At 38.4% G+C, this 22,452-nt stretch carries 24 protein-coding genes and 2 tRNA genes; 14 read left to right on the plus strand and 12 right to left on the minus strand.

The features are described 5' to 3' along the window. Positions 1–124 precede the first annotated feature (124 nt). Positions 125–200 (plus strand) — tRNA-Asn (locus F981_RS00200). Between the two features lie 5 nt (positions 201–205). Then, positions 206–281 (plus strand) — tRNA-Asn (locus tag F981_RS00205). Positions 282–371: 90 nt separating this feature from the next. On the opposite strand, the gene F981_RS00210 is transcribed toward F981_RS00205, so the two are convergent. Further along, the gene (locus F981_RS00210) at positions 372–1,265 is read right to left on the minus strand and encodes a LysR family transcriptional regulator (RefSeq protein WP_042141432.1); all 894 of its coding nucleotides are present in this window, start codon (positions 1,263–1,265) and stop codon (positions 372–374) included. Between the two features lie 95 nt (positions 1,266–1,360). Here F981_RS00210 and F981_RS00215 point away from each other — a divergent pair, with 95 nt between their 5' ends. The 3 genes from F981_RS00215 (at position 1,361) to F981_RS00225 (ending at position 3,543) form a co-directional block, all read left to right on the plus strand. Next, positions 1,361–1,903, plus strand: coding sequence for a RidA family protein (locus F981_RS00215; protein WP_004717074.1), 543 nt, complete (start codon positions 1,361–1,363; stop codon positions 1,901–1,903). 108 nt (positions 1,904–2,011) lie between these two features. Then, a complete protein-coding gene (locus F981_RS00220) occupies positions 2,012–2,557 on the plus strand; it encodes a hypothetical protein (RefSeq protein WP_004717075.1) in 546 nt (181 codons plus the stop codon). Beyond that, a complete protein-coding gene (locus tag F981_RS00225; protein WP_004717077.1) occupies positions 2,554–3,543 on the plus strand; it encodes an aldo/keto reductase in 990 nt (329 codons plus the stop codon). The genes F981_RS00220 and F981_RS00225 overlap by 4 nt, the downstream gene beginning before the upstream one ends. Positions 3,544–3,643: 100 nt before the next feature. Here the strand turns inward: F981_RS00225 and miaE are convergent, their stop codons facing one another. The 9 genes from miaE to lepA all read right to left on the minus strand — a co-directional run bounded on the left by miaE (position 3,644) and on the right by lepA (position 11,100). Continuing rightward, positions 3,644–4,288: a MiaE family protein gene (gene miaE, locus F981_RS00230; RefSeq protein WP_035372316.1), complete on the minus strand. Its 645-nt coding sequence runs from the start codon at positions 4,286–4,288 to the stop codon at positions 3,644–3,646. Positions 4,289–4,322: 34 nt separating this feature from the next. Next, positions 4,323–5,048, minus strand: a complete 726-nt coding sequence (pdxJ, locus tag F981_RS00235; protein WP_004717080.1) for a pyridoxine 5'-phosphate synthase — start codon at positions 5,046–5,048, stop codon at positions 4,323–4,325. Positions 5,049–5,079: 31 nt separating this feature from the next. Further along, positions 5,080–5,799 (minus strand): DNA repair protein RecO, encoded by a 720-nt coding sequence (recO, locus tag F981_RS00240; RefSeq protein ID WP_004717082.1) that lies wholly within the window; start codon positions 5,797–5,799, stop codon positions 5,080–5,082. 11 nt (positions 5,800–5,810) lie between these two features. Beyond that, the gene (locus F981_RS00245; protein WP_004717085.1) at positions 5,811–6,002 is read right to left on the minus strand and encodes an NF038104 family lipoprotein; all 192 of its coding nucleotides are present in this window, start codon (positions 6,000–6,002) and stop codon (positions 5,811–5,813) included. A gap of 20 nt (positions 6,003–6,022) precedes the next feature. Next, the gene (gene era, locus F981_RS00250; protein ID WP_004717086.1) at positions 6,023–7,051 is read right to left on the minus strand and encodes a GTPase Era; all 1,029 of its coding nucleotides are present in this window, start codon (positions 7,049–7,051) and stop codon (positions 6,023–6,025) included. A 5-nt stretch (positions 7,052–7,056) separates the two neighbouring features. Next, a complete protein-coding gene (rnc, locus tag F981_RS00255; RefSeq protein WP_004717088.1) occupies positions 7,057–7,749 on the minus strand; it encodes a ribonuclease III in 693 nt (230 codons plus the stop codon). Beyond that, on the minus strand, positions 7,721–8,095 hold the full coding sequence (locus F981_RS00260) for a DUF4845 domain-containing protein (RefSeq protein WP_004717090.1): 375 nt from the start codon (positions 8,093–8,095) through the stop codon (positions 7,721–7,723). The genes rnc and F981_RS00260 overlap by 29 nt, the downstream gene beginning before the upstream one ends. Before the next feature lie 311 nt (positions 8,096–8,406). Next, positions 8,407–9,261, minus strand: coding sequence for a signal peptidase I (lepB, locus tag F981_RS00265; protein WP_004717092.1), 855 nt, complete (start codon positions 9,259–9,261; stop codon positions 8,407–8,409). Positions 9,262–9,282: 21 nt separating this feature from the next. Then, positions 9,283–11,100, minus strand: coding sequence for a translation elongation factor 4 (gene lepA, locus F981_RS00270; RefSeq protein ID WP_004717093.1), 1,818 nt, complete (start codon positions 11,098–11,100; stop codon positions 9,283–9,285). Between the two features lie 849 nt (positions 11,101–11,949). Between lepA and F981_RS00275 the strand changes: the two genes are divergently transcribed. From F981_RS00275 to F981_RS00315, 9 genes are all read left to right on the plus strand, one after another. After that, positions 11,950–12,861, plus strand: a complete 912-nt coding sequence (locus F981_RS00275) for a sigma-70 family RNA polymerase sigma factor (protein WP_016539615.1) — start codon at positions 11,950–11,952, stop codon at positions 12,859–12,861. Positions 12,862–12,946: 85 nt separating this feature from the next. Continuing rightward, complete coding sequence (locus tag F981_RS00280) at positions 12,947–13,447, plus strand: hypothetical protein (RefSeq protein WP_004717097.1); 501 nt, start codon at positions 12,947–12,949, stop codon at positions 13,445–13,447. Positions 13,448–13,941: 494 nt separating this feature from the next. Then, the gene (locus F981_RS00285; protein WP_004717099.1) at positions 13,942–14,691 is read left to right on the plus strand and encodes an SDR family NAD(P)-dependent oxidoreductase; all 750 of its coding nucleotides are present in this window, start codon (positions 13,942–13,944) and stop codon (positions 14,689–14,691) included. A 113-nt stretch (positions 14,692–14,804) separates the two neighbouring features. Then, the gene (locus F981_RS00290) at positions 14,805–15,494 is read left to right on the plus strand and encodes a glutathione binding-like protein (protein WP_004717100.1); all 690 of its coding nucleotides are present in this window, start codon (positions 14,805–14,807) and stop codon (positions 15,492–15,494) included. A gap of 165 nt (positions 15,495–15,659) precedes the next feature. After that, positions 15,660–16,100, plus strand: coding sequence for a hypothetical protein (locus tag F981_RS00295; RefSeq protein WP_004717102.1), 441 nt, complete (start codon positions 15,660–15,662; stop codon positions 16,098–16,100). Between the two features lie 791 nt (positions 16,101–16,891). After that, positions 16,892–17,614, plus strand: a complete 723-nt coding sequence (locus F981_RS00300; protein WP_004717103.1) for a YggS family pyridoxal phosphate-dependent enzyme — start codon at positions 16,892–16,894, stop codon at positions 17,612–17,614. 9 nt (positions 17,615–17,623) lie between these two features. Beyond that, on the plus strand, positions 17,624–17,902 hold the full coding sequence (locus F981_RS00305; RefSeq protein WP_004717105.1) for a hypothetical protein: 279 nt from the start codon (positions 17,624–17,626) through the stop codon (positions 17,900–17,902). Between the two features lie 41 nt (positions 17,903–17,943). Next, positions 17,944–18,657: a glutamine amidotransferase gene (locus F981_RS00310; RefSeq protein ID WP_004717106.1), complete on the plus strand. Its 714-nt coding sequence runs from the start codon at positions 17,944–17,946 to the stop codon at positions 18,655–18,657. A gap of 19 nt (positions 18,658–18,676) precedes the next feature. Further along, positions 18,677–19,990, plus strand: coding sequence for a GntR family transcriptional regulator (locus F981_RS00315; protein WP_004717109.1), 1,314 nt, complete (start codon positions 18,677–18,679; stop codon positions 19,988–19,990). Between the two features lie 104 nt (positions 19,991–20,094). Here F981_RS00315 and F981_RS00320 read toward each other — a convergent pair whose 3' ends face one another. Continuing rightward, positions 20,095–21,147, minus strand: a complete 1,053-nt coding sequence (locus F981_RS00320) for a lipase family alpha/beta hydrolase (RefSeq protein WP_004717111.1) — start codon at positions 21,145–21,147, stop codon at positions 20,095–20,097. A gap of 133 nt (positions 21,148–21,280) precedes the next feature. Beyond that, the gene (locus F981_RS00325) at positions 21,281–22,333 is read right to left on the minus strand and encodes a lipase secretion chaperone (protein ID WP_004717112.1); all 1,053 of its coding nucleotides are present in this window, start codon (positions 22,331–22,333) and stop codon (positions 21,281–21,283) included. Positions 22,334–22,452: the final 119 nt, after the last annotated feature.

Genomic DNA, 22,452 nt, shown 5'->3' on the forward strand with positions numbered 1-22,452 from the left:
CAGAATCAATTTTTTTAATTTATCTATAGATTGCTCAAATAAAAACCATACAGTGTACAAATGAAGAAAAGATGACAGGAAAGGCTTGACCCATAAAGATATATCCTTATAATCGCATTCAGATTCTCCAATAGCTCAGTCGGTAGAGCGACGGACTGTTAATCCGCAGGTCCCTGGTTCGAGCCCAGGTTGGAGAGCCATCTATTCTTCCATAGCTCAGTCGGTAGAGCGACGGACTGTTAATCCGCAGGTCCCTGGTTCGAGCCCAGGTTGGAGAGCCAAATTATAAAAGCCCACTCATTGAAGTGGGCTTTTTTTATTTCAGGACTAGACACAGGCTGTGACAAATAAACAAGAATATTAATTCACTTTTATGGGGCAGTATCATTCCATGTTTGTAGCTGGAAAAATTCAGCTAACTCTTCAATAAAAACTCTTACTCGTGCAGGCATGACCTTTTGCGCCTGCCAAACAGCATAAACATCTCGAATTGGTAATTGCCAATCAGGAAGCACCCGTTTTAATCTGCCTGAATTCAAGGCATCTTCACATTGAGTCAGTGGAACATAACTTAATCCTAGTCCCTGTTCTGCTAGATTTACACATAAACTGATTTCATTCACTTTCAATCGATACGACTGAATTTTAAATGTATAACTGTGTTGATGTTGCCTAAGTTCAAGTTGTTCTAAGGGATATGCCAATAACCAGTCTTGTTGATCTAAATCTTGTGGTGTCTGAATGAGATGCCGATCTAAATAATCTGGTGATGCCACAATACAGGTTTGAACACTTCCCAGCCGCTTTTGAATATAGGCACTATTAGCCATTTTACCTACGCGTAAGGCGAGATCTGCCCCCTGAGCCATTAAATCATCTAAAGCATTGTCCAGTTGTAATTCAAGTTCAATCTCTGGATATCTTTGTAGAAAGGTATTCCAAAACTGTTTTAACGGAAATATTGCCAGATTCATCGGTGCTAGAATTTTGATTTGACCTTTAACCTGTGTAGTTTCCTCTTTTATTTCATGGGTATTTTGCAGTAACGCTCTAACTAAGGGTTGACAGCGATCGTAGTAACGTTGCCCTTCCTGAGTCAATTTCAAACCTCGGCTGTTCCTGTGTAATAGCTTACACCCCAAGCTCTCTTCTAATTTTTGCAAGCGACGCGTCAGTGTAGCTGCGGGTATATTCTGTTGTTGTGCAGCCCTATTAAAACTTCCCGCCCCAACAATTGCGATAAATAAACTCAGATCATCTAACATTTCATTTTTGGAATTTAAAACCATCAATAATGACTATTCTATAAAAAATGAAATTTAAGCACAATCTCTCTATTGTTTTTTCATAGGCTCAAAATATGTCATCTCAATTTTACATATTCGCTATTTTATTGGGTCTGTTGTTTAACAGTCCTCTTACACATGCACAAAATAAAAATTCATCTGAGGTCACCATGCAGCAGCAGCATCACGCATCAGCACCAAATACCTTATTACGCCCTATCAACCCAACATACGCCACAATTCCCAATGTTTCACAGGCAATCATTGTAGAACAAGGGCAACCGATGTACTTATCTGGGCATGTCCCTATCACAGAAAATGGTGACATCTTACAAGCCGGTCTTGAACAACAACTGCTCTTGGTTTTTCAAAATATTGAAAAAACATTGCATCACGCAAATGTGGATACTCAACAACTGGTCAAACTGACCATTTATGTCCGTAATTTACAACCTGATCAGCTTGCAACAATTCGTAAAGTTCGCGATCAATTTATTCATGCTGAATTGCCACCAGCAAGTAGCCTGATTGGTGTTGCACAGTTATTTCATCCAGATGTTTTGGTAGAAGTCGAAGCTATTGCCGTGATCCCCCCAAATAAAACTTCAACTTTTTAGGGCGTCAATCATATGAAATATGTATTCATTCTCAGTAGTACACTACTGATCACATCATGTTCTGCAAATGATCCAGCAGCAATAATCACAACGACGCAGGAGAATAATATGACTCACTTTTTGTCTGAATTTTTACCCTCTCATTATCAAAAAGTGTATCAACAAGATGTGCTGAGCGACCAACAGCATGTGCAATTGGTCCGCTATCAGAAATTACCATTACTCAAACTGAATGGCGAAAATTTCAGTTATTTATCGGATCAAACAGGCGCTTTAAAAGGATTTTCATATTTAGATGGAAACCTACTCAACGGTCATTTACCCACAAAAGCCCAAGCGCAAAAAATCAGTGATAATTTTCTACAACACTATGCACCAGACTTACTACAACATCGAGAGATTCATTGGATCGATCAGCATGATGAAAATGTGCATATCAATGGAAAAACACAAAAGATTGCAGGCATAAAAGTCAAAATGCGCAACTTAAACGATGGCCGCTGGTTTTGGGTCATTATTGGTAAAAACCAACGACCTATTATTTTTGAAAGGGATATTGTCTGGGTTAGTTTTCCTGGCCACCGCAAAACTGAAAAATGGTTACATGATTCATGGGCTAAAGATCACCTCATCATTAACGGTCAATCAAAATGAAAAAATTAAGTCAAATACACCTTAAAATTTCACCAATGGGTTTAGGTTGTATGGGAATGAGTGAGTTTTATGGTCAAACTAATGATCAAAACTCATTACAAATTTTGGAACAAGCATTTCATGCAGGTATTAATTTTTTTGATACTGCGGATACTTATGGTCATGGGCACAATGAACAGTTATTGGGGCAATTTATTGCACACTATCGAACTGAACGAGAGGCAATGGTGATTGCGACCAAATTCGGTATTGTACGTGCTGAAAATCACTATAAACGCCGTATTGATAATACGCCAGATTATATCCGTAGTGCCTGTGAGGCTTCATTAAAACGCTTAGGTATTGAACAAATTGATTTATATTATTGTCATCGGAGACAACCTGAAATCCCAATTGAAGATGTTACTGGTACGCTTGCAGATTTGGTTCAAGAAGGCAAAATCAAAAGTTTTGGCTTTTCTGAAATCTCAGCGCAATCCTTAGAAAAAGCCTGTGCTATTGCGCCTGTTACTGCAGTCCAAAGTGAATATTCACTCTGGTCACGTGAACCTGAACAAAGTTTATTAAATACTTGTCAGCAACTGAATGTTGAGTTTGTTGCTTATAGTCCCTTAGGACGTGCATTTCTCACAGCAGATTTAAATCCAGAAACAATGGCTGAGAATGATTTCAGAAAAAACTTACCCAGATTACAGGGTGAAGCCTTTCAGTCAAACCAGCTATTACTGAAAAAATTTAGCGACTTATGTCAGTCATGGCGACACAGCAATGCACAAATTGCCTTAGCTTGGTTACTGCGCAAACATGCTCATGTCACCCCAATTTTTGGAACACGACATTTAAATTATTTACAGGATAACCTTAAAGCCAATCAGGTTAGCCTCACGAATGAACAAATTCTACAACTTGATCAGCTTTTTGCACCTAACCAGATACAGGGTGAGCGTTATCCAGATGCAGGCTGGACAGGTATCGAAACTGCTTAAAGCAACAGTTCCATCTGGTTTTTATTAAACAGCACAACGAAATAGACCAAAGCAATGCTTTGGTCTATTTTTTAAATTTAGTTTTTAATCAGGCAAGCAGTTAAACTGGCACACCGCTATGGAAACGAAAAGTCTTATCAGGCGTTAAAATCAAATCCTTCTCCACTTCACGAATCAATTCGATGCGTTGCTGAATATCTTCTTCTGGATCTTTTAATTTAGCAGTTTTAGCAACATCTAAAGCCAAAGTTAAATAGTCCTCATAGTGGCGAGATTCAGATTTCAACAAGTAACGGTAATAACGTCCCAGCTCATCATCTACTAAAGGTGCTAAAGCATAAAATCGCTCACAAGAACGTGCTTCAACAAACGCACCAATCACCAAAACATCAATCAACGCTTCTGGTTCATAAGTACGAATTTCTTTACGCAAACCACCTGCGTAACGACCTGCACTCAGACCTTTCCATTCTTGACCACGCTTGGTCATAAACTCTAACACTTGTTCATAATGCAACATTTCTTCACGCACAAGTTGTGCTAATTTGATCTGCAAATCGGTAAAAAAACTGTAGCGAAACATCAAGTTCATTGCTGTTCCAGCCGCTTTCTTTTCACAATTCGCATGATCCTGCATGAGCAATGGGAGATTGTTCAATGCCTCATCCAACCATGCCTTTGGCGTTTCACAGCCTAAAAAAGCAATCACAGGTTGCATAAGCTCATCATAATTCATATTCGACATGATCAATATTCAACAACGTAAATCAAAAATTAAATTAACCAGCTGCATGAAGTGCGGCCTTCATGTCCTTTACAGCTTGTTCCAATCCAACAAATACACTTTCGGCAATAATCGAATGTCCAATATTGAGTTCATGAATCTGAGGAATTGCAGCAATTGCAGCCACATTGTCCAAATTCAAACCATGACCAGCATTAACGACCAAACCTTTAGATGCGGCGTACTCAGTACCTTTAATAATTCTTTCGAGTTCAATCTGTTGAGCTTCAGCAGTTTTAGCGTCTGCATAAGCACCCGTATGTAATTCAATAGTGGGTGCACCACAAGCAATTGCAGCATCGATTTGTGCAAAATCAGCATCAATAAACAAAGATACATCACAACCAATTGCAGTTAATGCCTGAGTCGCAGCTTTAACATCTTCAAAATGCCCAAGCACGTCTAAACCACCTTCTGTGGTGATTTCTTGACGTTTCTCTGGCACAAAACACACATGATGTGGTTGAATCTCTTTTGCAAATGCAACCATTTCATCAGTTACAGCGATTTCCAAGTTCATTCTTGTCGTCAATACAGGTCGCATACGGCGCACATCATCATCTTGAATATGACGACGATCTTCACGTAAGTGTAAAGTGATGCCTTCCGCCCCTGCTTGTTCGCAAATTAATGCAGCTTTCACAGGATCAGGATAAGTCGTTCCACGTGCTTGTCTGAGTGTTGCAACATGGTCAATGTTTACACCTAGCAATGCAGCCATAACATTCTCCTAATTAACCAATAAAATAAAATTAACGACTCAACGTTTTAGATTGAGCATTTTGAACCCAAAGCTGACGACTTTTTAAAGGTCGATCACCTAAAAGTGAAGTAATCATTTGTCGATAGAGTTTAGCCAATAATTGTAACTGCTCTGGGCTAAAATCCCTACCCTTTTCATAATTTGCCATGCTTAGAATTTGTTGGCCCAGCAACGTCCCAGACGAGGTATATGACACTGGTGTAAAGCCTTCGGCCAATTGAAATTGATAACGTTGGGTCAGCATAATCTCTTGTTGATTTGAATCATGCCCATAATCCAGTGGATAGCCCAACTCTTCTAACAGTGCGTGTTCAAACTGGCGTAAAATTTGTCGAAGAAATAAATCAGCTTGTGGATGTTCAGCCAATTTTTGTAAATGTTGTAAAGTTAAATGGTATTGCTGAAATGTTTCAGACATCATTTCTTCAAGCGGACATAAACGAAGCAGCAGTTCATTTAAATAAAAGCCTGAAAAGAAAGCATCCCCATAAAAGAAAATCGGTTGATTGAGTATTTCGAGTTTTGAAAAGTTTTTAAGTTCGGATTTTCCCGACGCTTGTAAAGTAATCGGTTGGTATTGTGGTGGTGGGGTTTGTCTAAGAATACCGTCGACACGACCATGCTCTTGTGTAAATAAGTGCACAATATGACTACGTTCTCTGTATTTTCGATGATGGATTAAATAACCATGCAAGATTTCATTACGCATCTAGCTTGAACTTAATCATCCTTTTGTTTTTTCTTATCATCGTCATCATCCCCATCAGGAATAACAGCGCCTACAACCGCAGCAGTGCCTTTAACCACGCCTTTGGTGGTTTTATAAGCAACTTTGACGGGAACTGTCACAATTTTAGTGATACAGCCTTGTAACATGATTATGCAAGCAAGAATTGCTATAACTCGAATCATTTCAGTTCCCAAAAAGTCAATTAAATATCGCTGTAGCCTAAACTTTTTAAAGCACGTTCGTCATCAGACCAACCGCCTTTAACTTTCACCCAAAGTGTTAGCATGATTTTTTGCTCAAACATTTTTTCCATGTCGACACGAGCATCCATACCAATTTTCTTCAGCTTAGCACCTTTTTCACCGATCACGATGGCTTTTTGCCCAGGGCGATCAACAAAAATTGTGGCATCAATATAAGTACATGCAGCTTTAGGACGACCAGTTTTTTCATTCACTGTCGCTTCTTCTGTTTTAAATGATTCAATTTGAACCGTTAAATCATAAGGCAGCTCTTCGCCTAACTGACGCATAATTTTCTCACGAATGATTTCACTGGCAAGAAAACGTTCTGAACGGTCAGTTAACTGTTCTAAAGAATATAATGGTGGCTGGAATGGTAGATACTTTTCAATCGCTTCACGCAAATGGTCCAAGTTTGCACCACGTAATGCTGAAACAGGAACAATTTCAGCAAAATTCATCAACTTCGCACGTTCTTGGATCAACGGCAAAATCATACGCTTATTTTCTAAGGTATCGATTTTATTGATAATCAAAACGACTGGCATTTCTGCATTTTGCAGTTTTTCTAAAACCAAGTCATCATTTGGTGTCCATTTCTGGGCATCTAAAACAAATAGTACCAAATTGACATCACGCAATGCAGAGTGTGCAGCTTTGTTCATCATTTTATTGATCGCACGCACTTCTTTCTTGTGCATCCCCGGCGTATCAACAAATACAGCCTGAGACTTTTCACGACTATCAATACCAATGATTTTATGGCGTGTCGTTTGTGGCTTACGTGAAGTAATTGACAACTTTTGACCCAATAAATGGTTCATCAATGTCGATTTACCCACGTTTGGACGTCCTACAATTGCAACAAATCCACTTCGATAATCCGAAGGGATTTCTGTACCTTGTGAGCTAAAAAATTGATTAATTAACTCATTACCGCTTTCAGACGGCTCGTGATCAGCATCATTGTGATCGGAATGTGTACTCATGCAGTTTACTGCTCCAATATCTTTAAAAAATCCGCCGCGACTGCTTGTTCTGCAAAACGGCGACTTGATCCCTCACCCATCATTTTAGGCAAGCCATCTACTGTACATTCTACTTTAAAATGCTGGTTAGGTGCATCACCCTGAATATCTACGACCTCATAAACTGGGAGATGCTTTTTACGAGCTTGTAGATATTCTTGCAAACGTGATTTTGGGTCTTTGAGTTGATCTGTCGGTTCGATATGATCTAAATACGGTTCATACCATTTTAAAACAATCGATTCCAACAAAGGCAAATCTCGTGTTTCGGTATAAATCGCGCCAATAATTGCTTCAACTGTATCTGCTAATATTGACTCACGATGATGACCGCCTGATTTCAATTCACCTGTACTTAAAATTAAACTTTGACTTAACTTTAAATCATTGGCAATTTTACCCAATGCTTCTTGGCGTACCAAAGTTGCGCGCATACGCGTCAAACGACCTTCATTTTCATGAGGATACGCATGATATAAGTAGTTTGCGATGATCATACCCAACAATGCATCACCTAAAAACTCTAGGCGCTCATAGTTGTATTTGTGACTCACCGAGCGATGAGTCAGCGCGAGTTGTAATAACTCGTATTGTTTAAACTGGTAACCGATTCTGCTCTGTAAGCGAGGATCACTTACTTTCAACTGACCTTTGATCAAAACTCTTCTCGAAAGTGAGGACTAAATCTATATTCAGCATGAAATTTTTTCGTACTTCATATTTTTTAGTCACTTGTAAACCATCTTTAGTTGATACAGTCGCAATATCCTCAAGTTTAGTATCTCGGATATTGTTCATTTCTAACCGTTTATCAACTTCTGTTGCAAATTTCATTGGTGTGATTTCAGCAGAGCTATTCTTTATCTGCTCTACAATTTGGTTATTAATCACACGATCATCCCAGTATAAAGGCCATACAGCAACTATGATTTTCAACATAAAAGCTAAAGCAATTATCCCCAGTAAAATTCCAATATATGAAGCGCCTTGTTGATTTTTACGCATTTTTTTTTATCCAACAGCTCAGAATGAATAATCTTTAATCGCAATTGAAAATAATCATATAATTGAGTCAAATACACTGCTGCAGACTCACTGATCATTTTCAATTGTTATAAATTTTTTATCCACTGCAAACCCTGGTGTGATAAAAAACTTTACCGCGCTATTATCCTTGAAACTGCATCAAGTTGCTAGTTTAAATCATTTGTTCTATTTCATTTTTCTTATAAATCAAGACAACTTTATAGCTTTAACAGATAAAAATAAAGGTCAATAAAAATTGACCTTTATTTGATTTTCTAAACTGTAGCCGATTAGTTAATTGCACCATTGCGACTAAATGAAGGCATTTTTAAACCAGGTTCCTTATGCATCCACACATATATTGCATGACCAGTTAAGTTCTCTTCAGGTACAAAGCCCCAAAAACGACTGTCTGCACTTTGGTCACGGTTATCACCCATGGCAAAATACTGGCCTTTTGGAACAGTCACTTCCCAACTTTGACCATTTGATTTTACAAAGCGGTCATTTGCAGTTGCTACATAAGGTAGGTCTTGTTTTTTCTGTGCATAATTAAATGCTGAAACCAAAGTATTTTGACCTTCCAACAAACGAACTAAATGCTTATGCGTACCCATCGTTTCATAATAGTAGATTGACTTAGGCGTATCTAAAATATCTTTTTCACGACTAAACTCAGCAGGTACTTGCTCAACATTTTTATCATTGATTGTAAGTTGACCATTATTGAATTCAAGATGGTCACCCGGTAAACCAATAATACGTTTGATATAACTTATTTTGGGATTTTCTGGATAACGGAAAACAGCAACATCACCACGTTGTGGCTCACCAATATCAATTATCTTGGTATTGGTAATCGGTAAACGCACACCATACTGGAACTTATTCACCAAAATATAATCACCTGTTTCTAAAGTCGGTACCATAGAATCAGAAGGAATATTAAACGGTTCAAATAAGAATGAACGCAATACCAAAACTACTGCTAGAACAGGCCAGAAATCATATGCCCATGAAATGATGACATTTTCATTCCCCTTACCTTTTGTTGCACGTTGTTTCAGTACAAACTTATCCAGTAACCATAGCCCAAAAAATATAAGCGTTGCAGGAACGAGAATTAAATTAAAATCAAAATCCATGAGCAATAAGACCTCTAGTTTTTATCTTTCTACTTTTAACACAGCAAGGAACGCTTCTTGTGGGATTTCAACACTACCCACTTGCTTCATGCGTTTCTTACCTTCTTTTTGTTTCGATAACAGTTTCTTCTTACGAGAAACGTCACCACCATAACATTTAGCCAATACGTTTTTACGCATCGCTTTGACTGTTGAACGTGCAATGATTTGTGCACCAATTGCAGCTTGAATCGCCACATCAAACATTTGACGCGGAATCAAGTCTTTCATCTTTTCAACTAAAGCAATACCACGGTGACGTGCATCATTACGATGACAAATCATTGCCAAAGCATCAACCTTATCACCATTAATTAACACATCAACCTTAACTAGAGATGAACTCTCAAAACGCACGAAATTGTAATCCAGTGAAGCAAAGCCACGTGAGCAAGATTTCAATTTATCAAAGAAATCCATAACCACTTCTGCCATTGGAATTTCAAAGGTAATCGATACTTGGTTACCCAAGAATTTCATATCTTTTTGCACACCACGGCGCTCGATACATAGGGTCATGACATTACCCAAGTATTCTTGAGGCACTAAAATATGACATTCAGCAATCGGCTCACGTAAATCTTCAACCGTTGAACCATCAGGCATTTTAGATGGGCTATCGATATAAATCGTTTCACCATTTTTCATCAATGCTTCATAGATTACGGTAGGCGCAGAACTGATTAAGTCTAAATCATACTCACGCTCTAGACGTTCTTGTACAATTTCCATGTGTAGCATTCCCAAGAAGCCACAACGGAAACCAAAACCTAAAGCATCTGAGCTTTCAGGTTCAAAGAACAACGCAGAATCGTTAATTTGTAACTTATGTAGCGCTTCACGGAATGGTTCAAAATCACTGGCATCAATTGGGAATAAACCCGCATAAACCTGTGGTTTTACCTTTTTAAAACCTGGTAAAGTTGCAACATCAGGTGTGGTTGCCAAGGTGATCGTATCACCAACTGGCGCACCAAAAATGTCTTTGATCCCTGCAATGATAAAGCCAACTTCACCCGCTTCTAAAATACCTGTATCGGTATGTTTTGGATTAAAAATACCAACAGAAGTGATGATGTGCGATTGACCTGTTGATTTCATCAACATTTTATCGCCTTTACGCACACGACCTTGTTTGATACGAACAAGTGATACCACACCTAAATAGTTATCAAACCAAGAGTCAATAATTAAGGCTTGTAAAGGTGCGTCACGGTCACCTTGCGGTGCTGGAATAATGTCAACCAATGTCTCTAAAACAGACTCTACACCTAGACCTGTTTTTGCCGAACATGTTGGCGCATGTGTTGCTTCAATACCGATAATTTCTTCGATTTCATGAATAACACGTTCAGGTTCTGCTTGTGGCAAATCGATTTTATTCAGGACGGGTAGTACTTCTAGACCCTGCTCAATTGCGGTATAGCAGTTTGCAACAGATTGCGCTTCAACCCCTTGTGCAGCATCGACAACCAACAATGCACCTTCACAGGCAGCAAGAGAACGCGATACTTCATAAGAGAAATCCACGTGCCCCGGTGTATCAATAAAGTTTAATTGATACTCTTGCCCATTTGGATGGGTATAGTACAAGGTTACAGAAGCCGCTTTAATGGTAATCCCACGTTCACGCTCAAGCTCCATAGAGTCTAGGACTTGAGCCTGCATTTCACGGTCTTGCAATCCACCACACATTTGAATGAAACGGTCTGCAAGTGTCGACTTGCCATGGTCGATATGAGCGATAATCGAAAAATTACGTATATTGTTGATATTAACGGATTTCTTAGCTACTGCCATACACTACTCTAAAAATATGTACACAATCATGTACTCAATATCAAAAGTACTTATGACGTGCAAAAAATGAAATATCTTAATTGCTGCACAGTATAAGCAGAACAGGGTCAAAAATATAGTAATTACATATAAAAATAAGACCTGCTGTGTATTGTTTTATCAACTGCGCCAATCCATGCTTTTAATCTGGTGACTCACAAGAACAAGCAGAACCAAGCGCTTTTTCTTGATACTTATGCATCCTGACACTTCTATTCTTAGCTAAATAGTGTTCCAGCATACTTGATGCATAGATGGATAGTTATCTTTAATGCTGCATCAATCATTAGCCTCATGATTTTTCATTGATGTCACCTTAATCATAGGAGATGAATCATTCGCAAATGCAGAAATGAGCGATGTTCTTTCTGTTCGTAGAATCTGTAATCGTCTTTTTAATAAAAATAGGATCGGACTCATAAAAAGTTTGAGCCAGACTATAAAAAAATAACTGATTAAATATCATGATAAAAAAGAATGATTCAACAAAATATCAATAAAACACATAAAATAACTTCAGCAGCTTCAAACAAAATTAAAATAATTTACAACTTTTTGACTCTTTTTATATTCCTCAATCGTTTTAGTAATAGCTTATCTAAACAAAAACATTAACGTGGTGCTGTGCAGATAGAAATTAACCTTATTGGCGAATCTAAAGCACTTGATTCAAGCTCAATAGAAATCTTTGTTCAACAACAGATTACAGTGACCCCAAAATGACAAAACAGTCAGGTCATTGATATGAATATTATCCTTTTAGGTTGCAACGGCCATACCGCTGTGACCATGATTGAATGGTGAGACAATTTGAATAAAGACCATGATCCTAAGCCTAACATGCAACAGACCCAACTGATTACTCTGGCAGAACAGCTTCGCCCTGAACTGCATCGCTACTGTTCGCGACTAATGGGCTCTGTCATTGAAGGTGAAGATGTTGTTCAGGATACGCTTGCACGGGCATTGCTTGTGATTGACAAAATACAAGATTTTCAGATGTTACGTGCCTGGTTATTCCGTGTAGCACATAACCGAGCACTTGACTTACTCCGAAGTCGAGCCATTCGAATAACAGAAGCTGTAGATACTACTACTGACGATATTGAAGATATAAATACCTCTGATCCGATGGAGATGCTGATGCGCGAGGAAACAATTAAAATGGCCGTTTCACGATTTATGCAACTCCCAGTACTTCAGCGCAGTGTCATCATTCTTAAAGATGTTCTTGATGAGCCTCTTGTAGACATTGCTACCCTACTGAATCTCTCAGTAGACTCAGTAAAAGCCCATCTTTCCCGTGGACGTGCTCGACTGCGCGAACTCAACATAACCACTGAAGAAGCACAAATTGTCCGACCAACATCTGATGCAGTAGCAAACTATGTAAAGCTGTTTAACCTACGCGACTGGGATGGGTTAAAAGCATTACTTTCTGATGATGTCAAACTCAGTCAGTCTACTCATCCTATCCGTGTTGGCGCTGCCGATGTCTCCATGTTCTTTGGTGCCTACGCAAAAATTGACCATATCTGGCTTGTTCCCGCCTGGCTTGGAGATCGTGAGGTCATTGCTGTCTTTGAAAACCGTATAGACCTCAAACCAAGTTATATCATGTGGCTGGAATGGCAAGAAGGCAAGATTAGCTTTATTCGAGATTACCGCTATGTGCGATATGTTGCCGCTGATGCAGAGCTGATATTAACCCCAAATAAATAAACAATTAGGCTCGTCATCATACTCAAACCCACTCGCCATTGAGCATAGCTATTGTTGATGAGCCAAATGCCTTAAGGAGAATGCCATGAAAGCACAAGCAATCCGTATTCCAGATTTAGCACGTGAAGTATGTCCTTTAGAAAATATTGGCTATGAAGATGCTTTTAGCATTGATATTCCGACTCTCATGATGACTAAAAAGTACAGCGCTGAAAAATGGGCATATGAGATTTTTGCCAATGCTCCTCCAGCAATCAATCAGATCGTTAGTCAATCATGGAATACCTTGGGATTTAAATCTAAATCTGAATCACACTGGCAATCACTAGAATCAGCAACAATGATCAAGCAAGATGATTTAATCATGATGGTTGTTCACTCTGATTCAGTTGATATTCAAATATGTATGGTCATCAACCTGATCGAATCTCAGCTGATCTTCTCTTCTTTCTTTAGCCGCGGTCATAAATGGTTCTCAACACCCACCTTGAAAATGATGACAGTTCCGCATCGCTTCATTGCACCATATTTACTTAACACTGCCGCTGAGCGTATGAAATTAAAATCATACATTTTTGTTGTTTAAAAATAGCACATCACAAAATTGAGTAATGTTACTTATTCAATTGCATGTGTATTTTTACAGATAAGCTCTCCATTGAGAGCTTTATTTTATTTCTTCATCTTGCTCGAATTATTTTTACTAACCCCATATTCCATTCTAATCGATGTTGTAATTTTGCCTAGTATGGCCAAGTAGCCAATACATTATCCTGCCTTTTCGGCTGTAGATGATGATTTAAAGTGATTCAACACATTTAAGCGTAGATGATAAAAATCATGTCCTACCAAAAAAATCACGTCAACTATCTTTCGATTCCACACCAGCCTCATCATCGCAAGTTATCAATACACATCCACATGATCAGAATGATCAGCGGCCCATCAACTGATATAAAAAGTCGAGTCGAAAGTACGTCGCTAGATCAAATTAAAATAATTTAGAGGCTTTTTGACTCTTTTCCAAGGCTTCAATCGTTTTAGTAGTACATCACTTTATTAGACATTGGAGAAATCGTCATGAATCTGAAAGACAAAAAAGTCGTGGTCACTGGTGGTAGTCGTGGTCTCGGTTTAGGTCTAGTTGAAGCACTGGTTGATCAGGGTGCAAAAGTAACTGTGGTTGCACGTAATGTAAAAGATCTTGATGCAGTCGCTGAACGGCTAGGTGTTTATACCATTTCAGCAGATATCACAAATCAAGCTGCGGCACACCGTATCATTGCAGACATTCGTCCAGATGTACTTGTGTTAAATGCTGGAGCAGCGCCTCGTATGGGGCTTTTGGACGAATTAACTTGGGAAGAATTCTCTATCAATTGGGAAACCGATGTCAAAGCCGCCTTTTTCTGGTTTCAAGCGGTATTAAAAACACCACTTGATCCAGGCAGCAGAGTTTTAGTGGGATCTAGTGGTGCCGCTGAGTCTGGTTCTCAAATGACGGGTGGCTACGCCAGTTCTAAACGTGCGCTTTGGTTCATGACCAAATATGCCAATTTGTTTGCGCAAGATAAAAATCTTGGTATTCAGTTTCAGGCCATCGTTCCACGGCTAATGGTTCTTGGTACGGGAGTTGGCGACTCAGCAGCAGGTGCTTATGCAGCAGCCATGGGAATTACACCTGAAGAATTTGTCTCCCGCTTTGGGGCACCTATGCCACCGAGAGCTTTTGGTGATCATGTGATTTCAATACTTAAAGAGCCTCAATTTGCTGAGAGTATGGTACTGGGACTCAATGGTAATGATGGCGTGACGGTTATCGATTTATAACCACCACTCAAAAGATCAGGGTTATACAGCCTGCGCTAAGTGAAGCTGTTATCTCCCTGATCATAATTTAAATAAGTTTATTTTCGCTCAAAACCTAATTAAGGCATCATCCTATGATCCACCTACATTACTGGCCAACGCCAAATGGCCATAAGATCACTATTTTTCTTGAGGAAGCAGGTCTTAAATATGATGTAACACCTGTGAATATCGGTCGGGGGGATCAGTTAAAATCAGCCTTCCTTGCTATTTCACCCAATAACCGTATTCCAGCAATCATCGATGATAGTCCAGATGATGGTGGCGAGCCTTTGAGTGTGTTTGAGTCTGGCGCAATTCTTCAATATTTGGCTCAAAAGAGCGGATTATTTCTCTCCAGTGAACCCAGAGCACGAATCATGGCATTGGAATGGCTGTATTGGCAAGTCGGTGGGCTTGGTCCAATGTTAGGTCAGAATCAACATTTCGCAAAGTATGCACCTGAAAAAATTCCTTATGCAATCGAACGTTATGTCAATGAAACCCGACGCCTCTATAAAGTGTTGAATACTCATCTCGACGGACGTACTTTCATTACAGGTCAAGATTACTCAATTGCCGATATGGCAGCATATCCTTGGATCGTTCACCATGAAGAACATGGCATAAAGCTTGCTGATTTCCCTCATATTAAAACTTGGTTTGAAACAATCCGTGAACGCCCTGCTATTCAGCGTGCATATAAAGTTGCTGAGAAGGTACAAGTGATGGATCCAACTCAGGACAGCTTGGCACACAAAATATTATTTGGTTTGACTCAATAAAGTCAGGTCGTAACGAAATGAATTTGTTGCTGAACGATACATTATTTAGCAATAGTGTAAATGAGTCCTGAGATGCATGTCGTTACGATCAAATCCCCTATACATTTACGACTCTGAAAATTTATTTCTCTACTGGTCTTTATTTAAACGATTTTTTGAAAATTTATGCAAATTACAATTGAAACCCGCACTTATATTTTAGATCCAGGAAAGCTACGATATTATAATGGAAACACATACATTTATAATGAATGGCTAATTGGTCCACAACATAAACAAAGCTACCAAATCGATTATGAAAAATTGATAATATTGATCAATGTCGCTCAATATACCCCATTGATCAATGCAACGATTCCGCAAACACTGATCTATGATCAGTTTCTCAGCCCAAAATTAAATAAATTACTGAATGGTTTAAAAAAACTGGATATTGAATTAAGCATCCAACAAGGTGAAACAGTTTTATTGCCAAGTGATATACAAATAGATCTGGGTATGCAGGATACTGCAGTTAAAAAAGAATTTAGTAGAAATATGCTGATTAATATATTGAATTCAGGAGCTGAATTTTTCTTAATGCGAACAGGACCTTCCCTTAATTAATTTTTTATTATCAAATAGATATTTGATCAATCCTTTTTATAAAGAAGGAACTTTCAGTACCAATATAATTCAGTTAACATGATTATTTTTTGATTTATAGAAGCGGTTTCATAATATTTGACTGCCGATCTTTTAAATTTAAAATATTTAATTATAAGCTGTATAAATGCACAATTTTTAAATTTATAAAAACCTGATCAAATGATTCTTTATTCAAAAAAATAAAGGACATAACATGTTCATTATTTGATAATAGATAAAAAATTAATTATTGCTTTTTATCCTTCTGCATTTTTCCAATAACTTCTCTAGAAACATATTACTTTCCAATATAGTCATCAAAATGATTGATTTTAATACGCTCCAGCTTCAAATATTTTATATTTAAAATTTTAGCATTTTCTTGATGCTGCCCGATCGCAAAACCTAGACATTTTTTACTCATACTGTCATTTGCATCAGCCAATCCACTGAACATGAGCAATGGTAAAGAGTCTGTTGACAACTCATCTACGTTTGCGACTACGTGTGTTTATTAGGCGTTAGCAGGCACAAAATACGAAATTTAGTCATTCCAAATGATCAGAAACATCATTTCACAAGCTAACACGTAGCGGCAAAAACACGCTAGTCACCGCTACGCCTTGCGCTGCAAACAAAGCAGGGCTTTGTTCTTGCTCAGGTAGCAAAAATAAATTCTGCTGAGTGGAGGTGTTCTTTAAGCATTTGTTTATTGAACACGCTCATGATATTGTTCTATACAATAAATAGTTTTGTCATAGGTCAATGTTGTGCTCAAAGAAATTATTTCAGACAGACTGAGTGAAATTAAATTAACGATTGAGAAAGCCTGCCTCAAGGTGAATCGAGATCCTTCTGAAATCAGATTATTGCCCGTCAGTAAGACCTTTTCAGCAGAACATGTCCGAGCAATTCACGCTCTAGGATATGACTGTGTAGGGGAAAATAAAGTTCTTGAAGCCAAGAGTAAATATGAGGAACTAAAACAACTTAGCAATTTAAAATGGGTGCTGATTGGGCATCTACAGCGCAATAAAGTGAAATATGTAGCCCAATTTATCAGTGAATTCCATGCCTTAGATCGCGTCGAACTTGCTTACAAACTGAATAGCGCCTTAGAAAAAGAAAATCGGGTTATGCCTGTCTTTGTCCAAGTCAATACATCAGGCGAAAGCAGTAAATATGGCATTCAGCCTCACGAGCTAGAACATTTCATAGAACAATGTCTGCCATTTACCTACATAAAAATCGTTGGATTGATGACTCTGGCAATACATAGCCATGTCCCTAATGAGGTCAGGCAGTGTTTTCAGCTTTTAAGAACCCTAAGAGATCAAATTTCAAAAAAGCACCCAGAGATACAACGGCTTTCAATGGGCATGTCTGGAGATTTTGAACTTGCGATCGCTGAAGGTGCAACAGATATCAGGATTGGACAAGCAATTTTTGGCGCACGTTCCAAACCAGACAGTTATTACTGGCCTACTGAATAGAGCATCACGATGAAAACTCATTATCAGATCAATATATATCGAGAAAAAAAGTTACTCGGTACTTTTACACCCAATCATCTTGCTTCACAAAATTCGATTCAACAACTCATCGCAACATTAACAGCAATTGATCCTATTGACGTTGAGTTTGTACAAGTGACTGAAGATATGCGTGTTCTTATTTATCAAAATGGTCAGATGAGAACGTTGTCCTCTCAATACTCTTATCAAAATACAACTGCTGATTTAGTTTTTCAACAGAATGAAGAGTCATCCAATTCAGTTTGATTCATAGCGCTGATCCACACTTATTTCACCGAGAGACAAACATGAACATGATAAAACACCAAGTTATTAATGTGATCCAATTTTTAAGTTTTGAGGATACCGGAAGTTTTAGCCCCGTACTTAAACAGATGGGCTATGACATTTGTGTTTTTCAAGCAGGTGTAGATGACCTAAGTACTATCTTACAAGAAAAGGACCCGCTTATCATTCTTGGCGGGCCAATCAGTGCATATGACTTAATCACCTACCCTTATCTAAAAGAAATCATTGTGGGATTGAAGCAACGATTAATAACCAATTATGCAACTTTTGGTATTTGTTTGGGTGCTCAACTGATTGCAACTGCTTTAGGTGCAAGAGTATATCCCGGCCATATCAAAGAAATAAGATGGGGGCGTTTATCCTTGAGTGCTCAGGCATTTGCATCACCTTTAAGGTTTCTTGAAGGTATACACGTTTTACATTGGCATGGTGATACATTTGATTTGCCGACTGTTGGCACGCACTTAGCTAGCTCAATTTATTATCCAAATCAAGCATTTAGTGTAGGGAGTAATATTATGGCATTACAGTTCCATGCTGAAGCCGATCCTAAACAATTTGAAAGATGGCTCATCGGTCATAGTGATGAATTAAAGCAACATAAGATAGATATTCTGGATTTAAGACTTGAGAATCAATATTATGGCAATATACTGGCAGACAAAGCAAAACTTGTACTTGAAGACTGGTTAAATAACTTGACCAGGTTTTAAAGTAAATGATTGGATCTATATGGCTGAAATTAAAGGTAAAACATCTCAGGACATTCAAAATAGTATTCGAGAACTTATTCAGAATGGGATTTTGAAGGAGGGGGAATTATTACCCAATATTCGTGCTTTAGCCACTGAGCTGGAAGTAAATCGTAATACTGTCGCTGCCGCCTATAAAGATTTAGCCTTAATGGGGATTGTCATATCCAAAGGCCGTGCAGGTACCCAAGTCCGTAAAAATCCACAAATTAATAGTTTTGAAAACCTTCAAAAAACAAATCAAACATTTTTTGACCTCGCGCATGGAAATCCATGCCAAGGTTTTTTACCTCAGCTACATAACATCAACTTTAATTTTAGTGCACCGTATTTATATGGTGACAGTACCAAGCTTCCAGATTTGGAGACCTTTGCTCGAAATGAAGTTTTTGCTGACATCAGCCATAAAATTGCTGAAATTGAATTTACCCATGGTGCGGTAGATGCAATTGAAAGAATTCTCAATGCACATTTAATCCAATCTGACAGTATTGCGATTGAGCAACCAGGTTTCATTACCAGTATTCATACTTTACAGGTGAATCGCTTTAATATGGTGTTTTTCCCAGTTACAGCACATGGCTATGATATTCACAGTATAAGAAAAGCACTAGAGCAAAAAGCCAAAGCAATTGTCATTACACCAAGAGCGCAGAATCCGACCAGTTATAGTCTTGATGCTAAAACGGCACAAGAATTACATCAGTTATTTTCTGAATACCCTGATGTACTCATTATTATTGATGATCACTTTTCATTACTTGCCACAACACCTTATTATCATATTGTGCCTGAATCTACCAGACATTGGGCGGTGATAAGATCTGTATCAAAATTTTTAGGTCCAGACTTTAGATTTGCATTTATCAATTGTGATCCTCAGACTGCGACCAGACTAAGGATGAAACTAAATCCAAACTGTACCTGGGTGAGTCATATCTTACAAAAGATGATATTTTCGCTCATGACATCGGACAAAGTTCATCAATTAATGAATAAAGCAAAAATACATTATCAGACAAAAAATCAAGAAATCGTTAAAAAATTATTGGATCAAAACCTTCTAGATCTAGGTTATTGTGATGGTTTAAATCTATGGATCGAACATGAACAAGCTCAGGAAATAGCATATCAACTCGCGCTAATGGGATGGAAAGTCAGACTTGGAAAAGAGTTTTCATTAGGCCAGGATATTAAAGGTATACGTATTACCACTTCTGAATTAGATGAACAAAAAGCGATGGACCTACTCAATGATTTATCATTTATCTTAACTAAAATAATGACACTCTAAAATTTATGCTTTTCATCCATTATTTTTCCTAACGACCTTAAACTAAGGAAAAGTAGAAAACTAATTTCCTACTTTTCCTCATGAAAAAACATTGAATTTAAAAATCAGAAACCTGCCAATTTTAAACGATTGGCATGCTGACCATATAACGGAACGGGATCTGCACCAGCACCAGAGCCAGCAAGTCCCAGTATCTGATTGATCTCATCCAAATGGTTCTGAGGATAATTATCACGAATGACATTGCCCAAATGAGATGAACATACTGGTACCAAACCGTCACTATCACTACCAGTGGTCAATTTGATAAATGCTTGACCAGCAAGCAACCCGTAGGATGAACCATCTAATAAATTTGTAAGTCCACCGTTACCTGACCATGAATAATAATTCACACCATTCACTGTGGCAGCTCCTGACCCACATTCAGTCACTGGAATACCTTGAGGGAAAGTGGCATTAAACTCACCAGCTCCAGCCTTGGTCAATCCTGCAAGTGCACTTAAAACATCTTGGTCATATGTTCCACCATTACTAGAAGTACCACCCAGAAAGCTTTCTATACCTGTAAACGTATTGATTATAGCTCCGATAGTTTTATCAAAGCCTATTACACTGGCGGGTTTACGTACAAGTGTTTCCACCAAATCTGCAACCGGACTACCTTTATTTGAGCCCGCAATACCTGTTACTGACGCGATCAAATCAGGACGAACACCCGCAACATAGCGTACAGTTTGCACACCTTGGCTATGACCAATCAGGTTAACTTTTTCTGCACCTGTTAAGGCCTGAATCGTGAGAACTTGTTTAAGTAATTGTTCACCTCGCACAGCGTCAGAGTTAGCAGAAGATGTATTGGTGACAAATACATTTGCACCCTGACGGCTTAAATCCTGAGGAATTCTATCCCAGTAATTGACAGGTCCAATCTGTGAAAAACCGAATAAACCATGTGCAAACACCAACGGATATTTAGTTTTGGCATAATCTGTTTTTTTAGAAAACAGCCCCCAATCTGTTGCAGATGTTTGACTACAACCAGCTTGATCGTTTTTGATACCGCAATTTTGATAACTTGTAGTTACAATTGCTGAGCTATTAACCGATGTGAATATGATGGCCCCAAATACCAAGGCCGGGATTGCTTTCTTCATTGTTCAAGACTCCATATATTTGAACATTATTTTTGTATTACATTGATTTCTTGATACTTCAAAATATTTCCCTGAAAATCTCCTTGTCTAATTCTCAATGCTATATTTCTGTTATTGATCGTTTCCTCATTGCCTATTCAGCCACTTTTTTATTCGAATTAGCCTGCATCTGTTCAAAAGTCTGTGCACGGATTCGTTCTTCTGGGCTACTAAAAGATCTATTGCGTAATTCATTTATTGCAGCCTGTTGTTGAGCCGCATCTTGCTGACTCGCCGTAATTTGTGTCCTTGCTGCAAGATAACTATCCACTTTTTTTTGCCACTGGCTTTCCTGTAAATCAACCTGAGTCAGGCGATCTGCTACCGCTGCACCCACTAATTTTTTACGCATCTCGTACAGCTCACTCGCTGAACCTCCACGTTGATTAATTTCAGTGGTCAATTCCTGTAATTGGTTGTATTGTAAAATCGGCTGCATACTTGCTTTCAGGTCTTCTGGCTGTTCATTCAGCAATGCTGCACTTTTTTCTGCCTTCTGATCTGTGCTTAAGCGTTTATCATTATTGATCGCGTATTGTGCGATTGTATATTGGTCATAGCTTTCTTCTTGCGCAAAAAATACATCTGCTTCTTGTGGCGTAAAAATCTGTCTGCGAAGTTTAACCATGGCTGACGCAACTGTTTTAAAGTCCTTTGCACTATTGGACTGTGCTGCAGGTAACTTTTCACGCTGATGTAGATAATCAATATACTTACCAAGTAGTTGGTAAGAATAAGGTTGAGCAGTCGTTGGTAGAAGACCAGCAAGGTATTGACGAATATCAGCAACAATACTGCTTTCCGTTTTTTCACCAATACTTGAAAGAAAATAATCGAAGCAGTCACGAATTCCACGAGATAAAACCAACTGCCCTTTAGTATCAACCTGTAAAGGACAATTCACCTCTGTTCCTCTTAGTGATGGTGCCAACTCAGGCATAACACCATGAAACTTTAAGACTTGTTGATTAGTATCAGAAACTGACGCAACAGTACTCAACGATTGCTGATTTTGTAACGCGGAGTCTGAACTTGATGGGGCTATTACAGTATTGGTTTCTGGTTTTAAATACCATACTATTCCAACAAGAAATAAGACAACCAACAGCAACAACAGATGTTTTTTATAGTGGCTTATAACGTCCATGTTATATCTCTTTTTCAATATTTTATTATGCTTTTCACAACCTCAGATTTTCCGATATTTCGCAAAATCATTAACCAGCTAAAAAGGTAGCTGCTCCCTACAAAAAACATGTACCAATA

It is taken from the genome of Acinetobacter guillouiae CIP 63.46 (assembly GCF_000368145.1).
Taxonomy (GTDB): domain Bacteria; phylum Pseudomonadota; class Gammaproteobacteria; order Pseudomonadales; family Moraxellaceae; genus Acinetobacter; species Acinetobacter guillouiae.

Bases quoted from the DNA above. Each gene is read 5' to 3' on its own strand.
- F981_RS00225 (WP_004717077.1), top strand. From the start codon at position 2,554: ATGAAAAAATTAAGTCAAATACACCTTAAAATTTCACCAATGGGTTTA.
- F981_RS00285 (WP_004717099.1), top strand. From the start codon at position 13,942: ATGAATCTGAAAGACAAAAAAGTCGTGGTCACTGGTGGTAGTCGTGGT.
- F981_RS00325 (WP_004717112.1), bottom strand. From the start codon at position 22,333: ATGGACGTTATAAGCCACTATAAAAAACATCTGTTGTTGCTGTTGGTT.
- miaE (WP_035372316.1), bottom strand. From the start codon at position 4,288: ATGTCGAATATGAATTATGATGAGCTTATGCAACCTGTGATTGCTTTT.
- F981_RS00295 (WP_004717102.1), top strand. From the start codon at position 15,660: ATGCAAATTACAATTGAAACCCGCACTTATATTTTAGATCCAGGAAAG.
- F981_RS00215 (WP_004717074.1), top strand. From the start codon at position 1,361: ATGTCATCTCAATTTTACATATTCGCTATTTTATTGGGTCTGTTGTTT.
- F981_RS00320 (WP_004717111.1), bottom strand. From the start codon at position 21,147: ATGAAGAAAGCAATCCCGGCCTTGGTATTTGGGGCCATCATATTCACA.
- lepA (WP_004717093.1), bottom strand. From the start codon at position 11,100: ATGGCAGTAGCTAAGAAATCCGTTAATATCAACAATATACGTAATTTT.
- F981_RS00260 (WP_004717090.1), bottom strand. From the start codon at position 8,095: ATGCGTAAAAATCAACAAGGCGCTTCATATATTGGAATTTTACTGGGG.
- era (WP_004717086.1), bottom strand. From the start codon at position 7,051: ATGAGTACACATTCCGATCACAATGATGCTGATCACGAGCCGTCTGAA.
- recO (WP_004717082.1), bottom strand. From the start codon at position 5,799: ATGCGTAATGAAATCTTGCATGGTTATTTAATCCATCATCGAAAATAC.
- F981_RS00305 (WP_004717105.1), top strand. From the start codon at position 17,624: ATGAAAACTCATTATCAGATCAATATATATCGAGAAAAAAAGTTACTC.
- F981_RS00245 (WP_004717085.1), bottom strand. From the start codon at position 6,002: ATGATTCGAGTTATAGCAATTCTTGCTTGCATAATCATGTTACAAGGC.
- F981_RS00210 (WP_042141432.1), bottom strand. From the start codon at position 1,265: ATGTTAGATGATCTGAGTTTATTTATCGCAATTGTTGGGGCGGGAAGT.
- F981_RS00290 (WP_004717100.1), top strand. From the start codon at position 14,805: ATGATCCACCTACATTACTGGCCAACGCCAAATGGCCATAAGATCACT.
- lepB (WP_004717092.1), bottom strand. From the start codon at position 9,261: ATGGATTTTGATTTTAATTTAATTCTCGTTCCTGCAACGCTTATATTT.
- F981_RS00310 (WP_004717106.1), top strand. From the start codon at position 17,944: ATGAACATGATAAAACACCAAGTTATTAATGTGATCCAATTTTTAAGT.
- F981_RS00220 (WP_004717075.1), top strand. From the start codon at position 2,012: ATGACTCACTTTTTGTCTGAATTTTTACCCTCTCATTATCAAAAAGTG.
- pdxJ (WP_004717080.1), bottom strand. From the start codon at position 5,048: ATGGCTGCATTGCTAGGTGTAAACATTGACCATGTTGCAACACTCAGA.
- F981_RS00280 (WP_004717097.1), top strand. From the start codon at position 12,947: ATGAAAGCACAAGCAATCCGTATTCCAGATTTAGCACGTGAAGTATGT.
- F981_RS00315 (WP_004717109.1), top strand. From the start codon at position 18,677: ATGGCTGAAATTAAAGGTAAAACATCTCAGGACATTCAAAATAGTATT.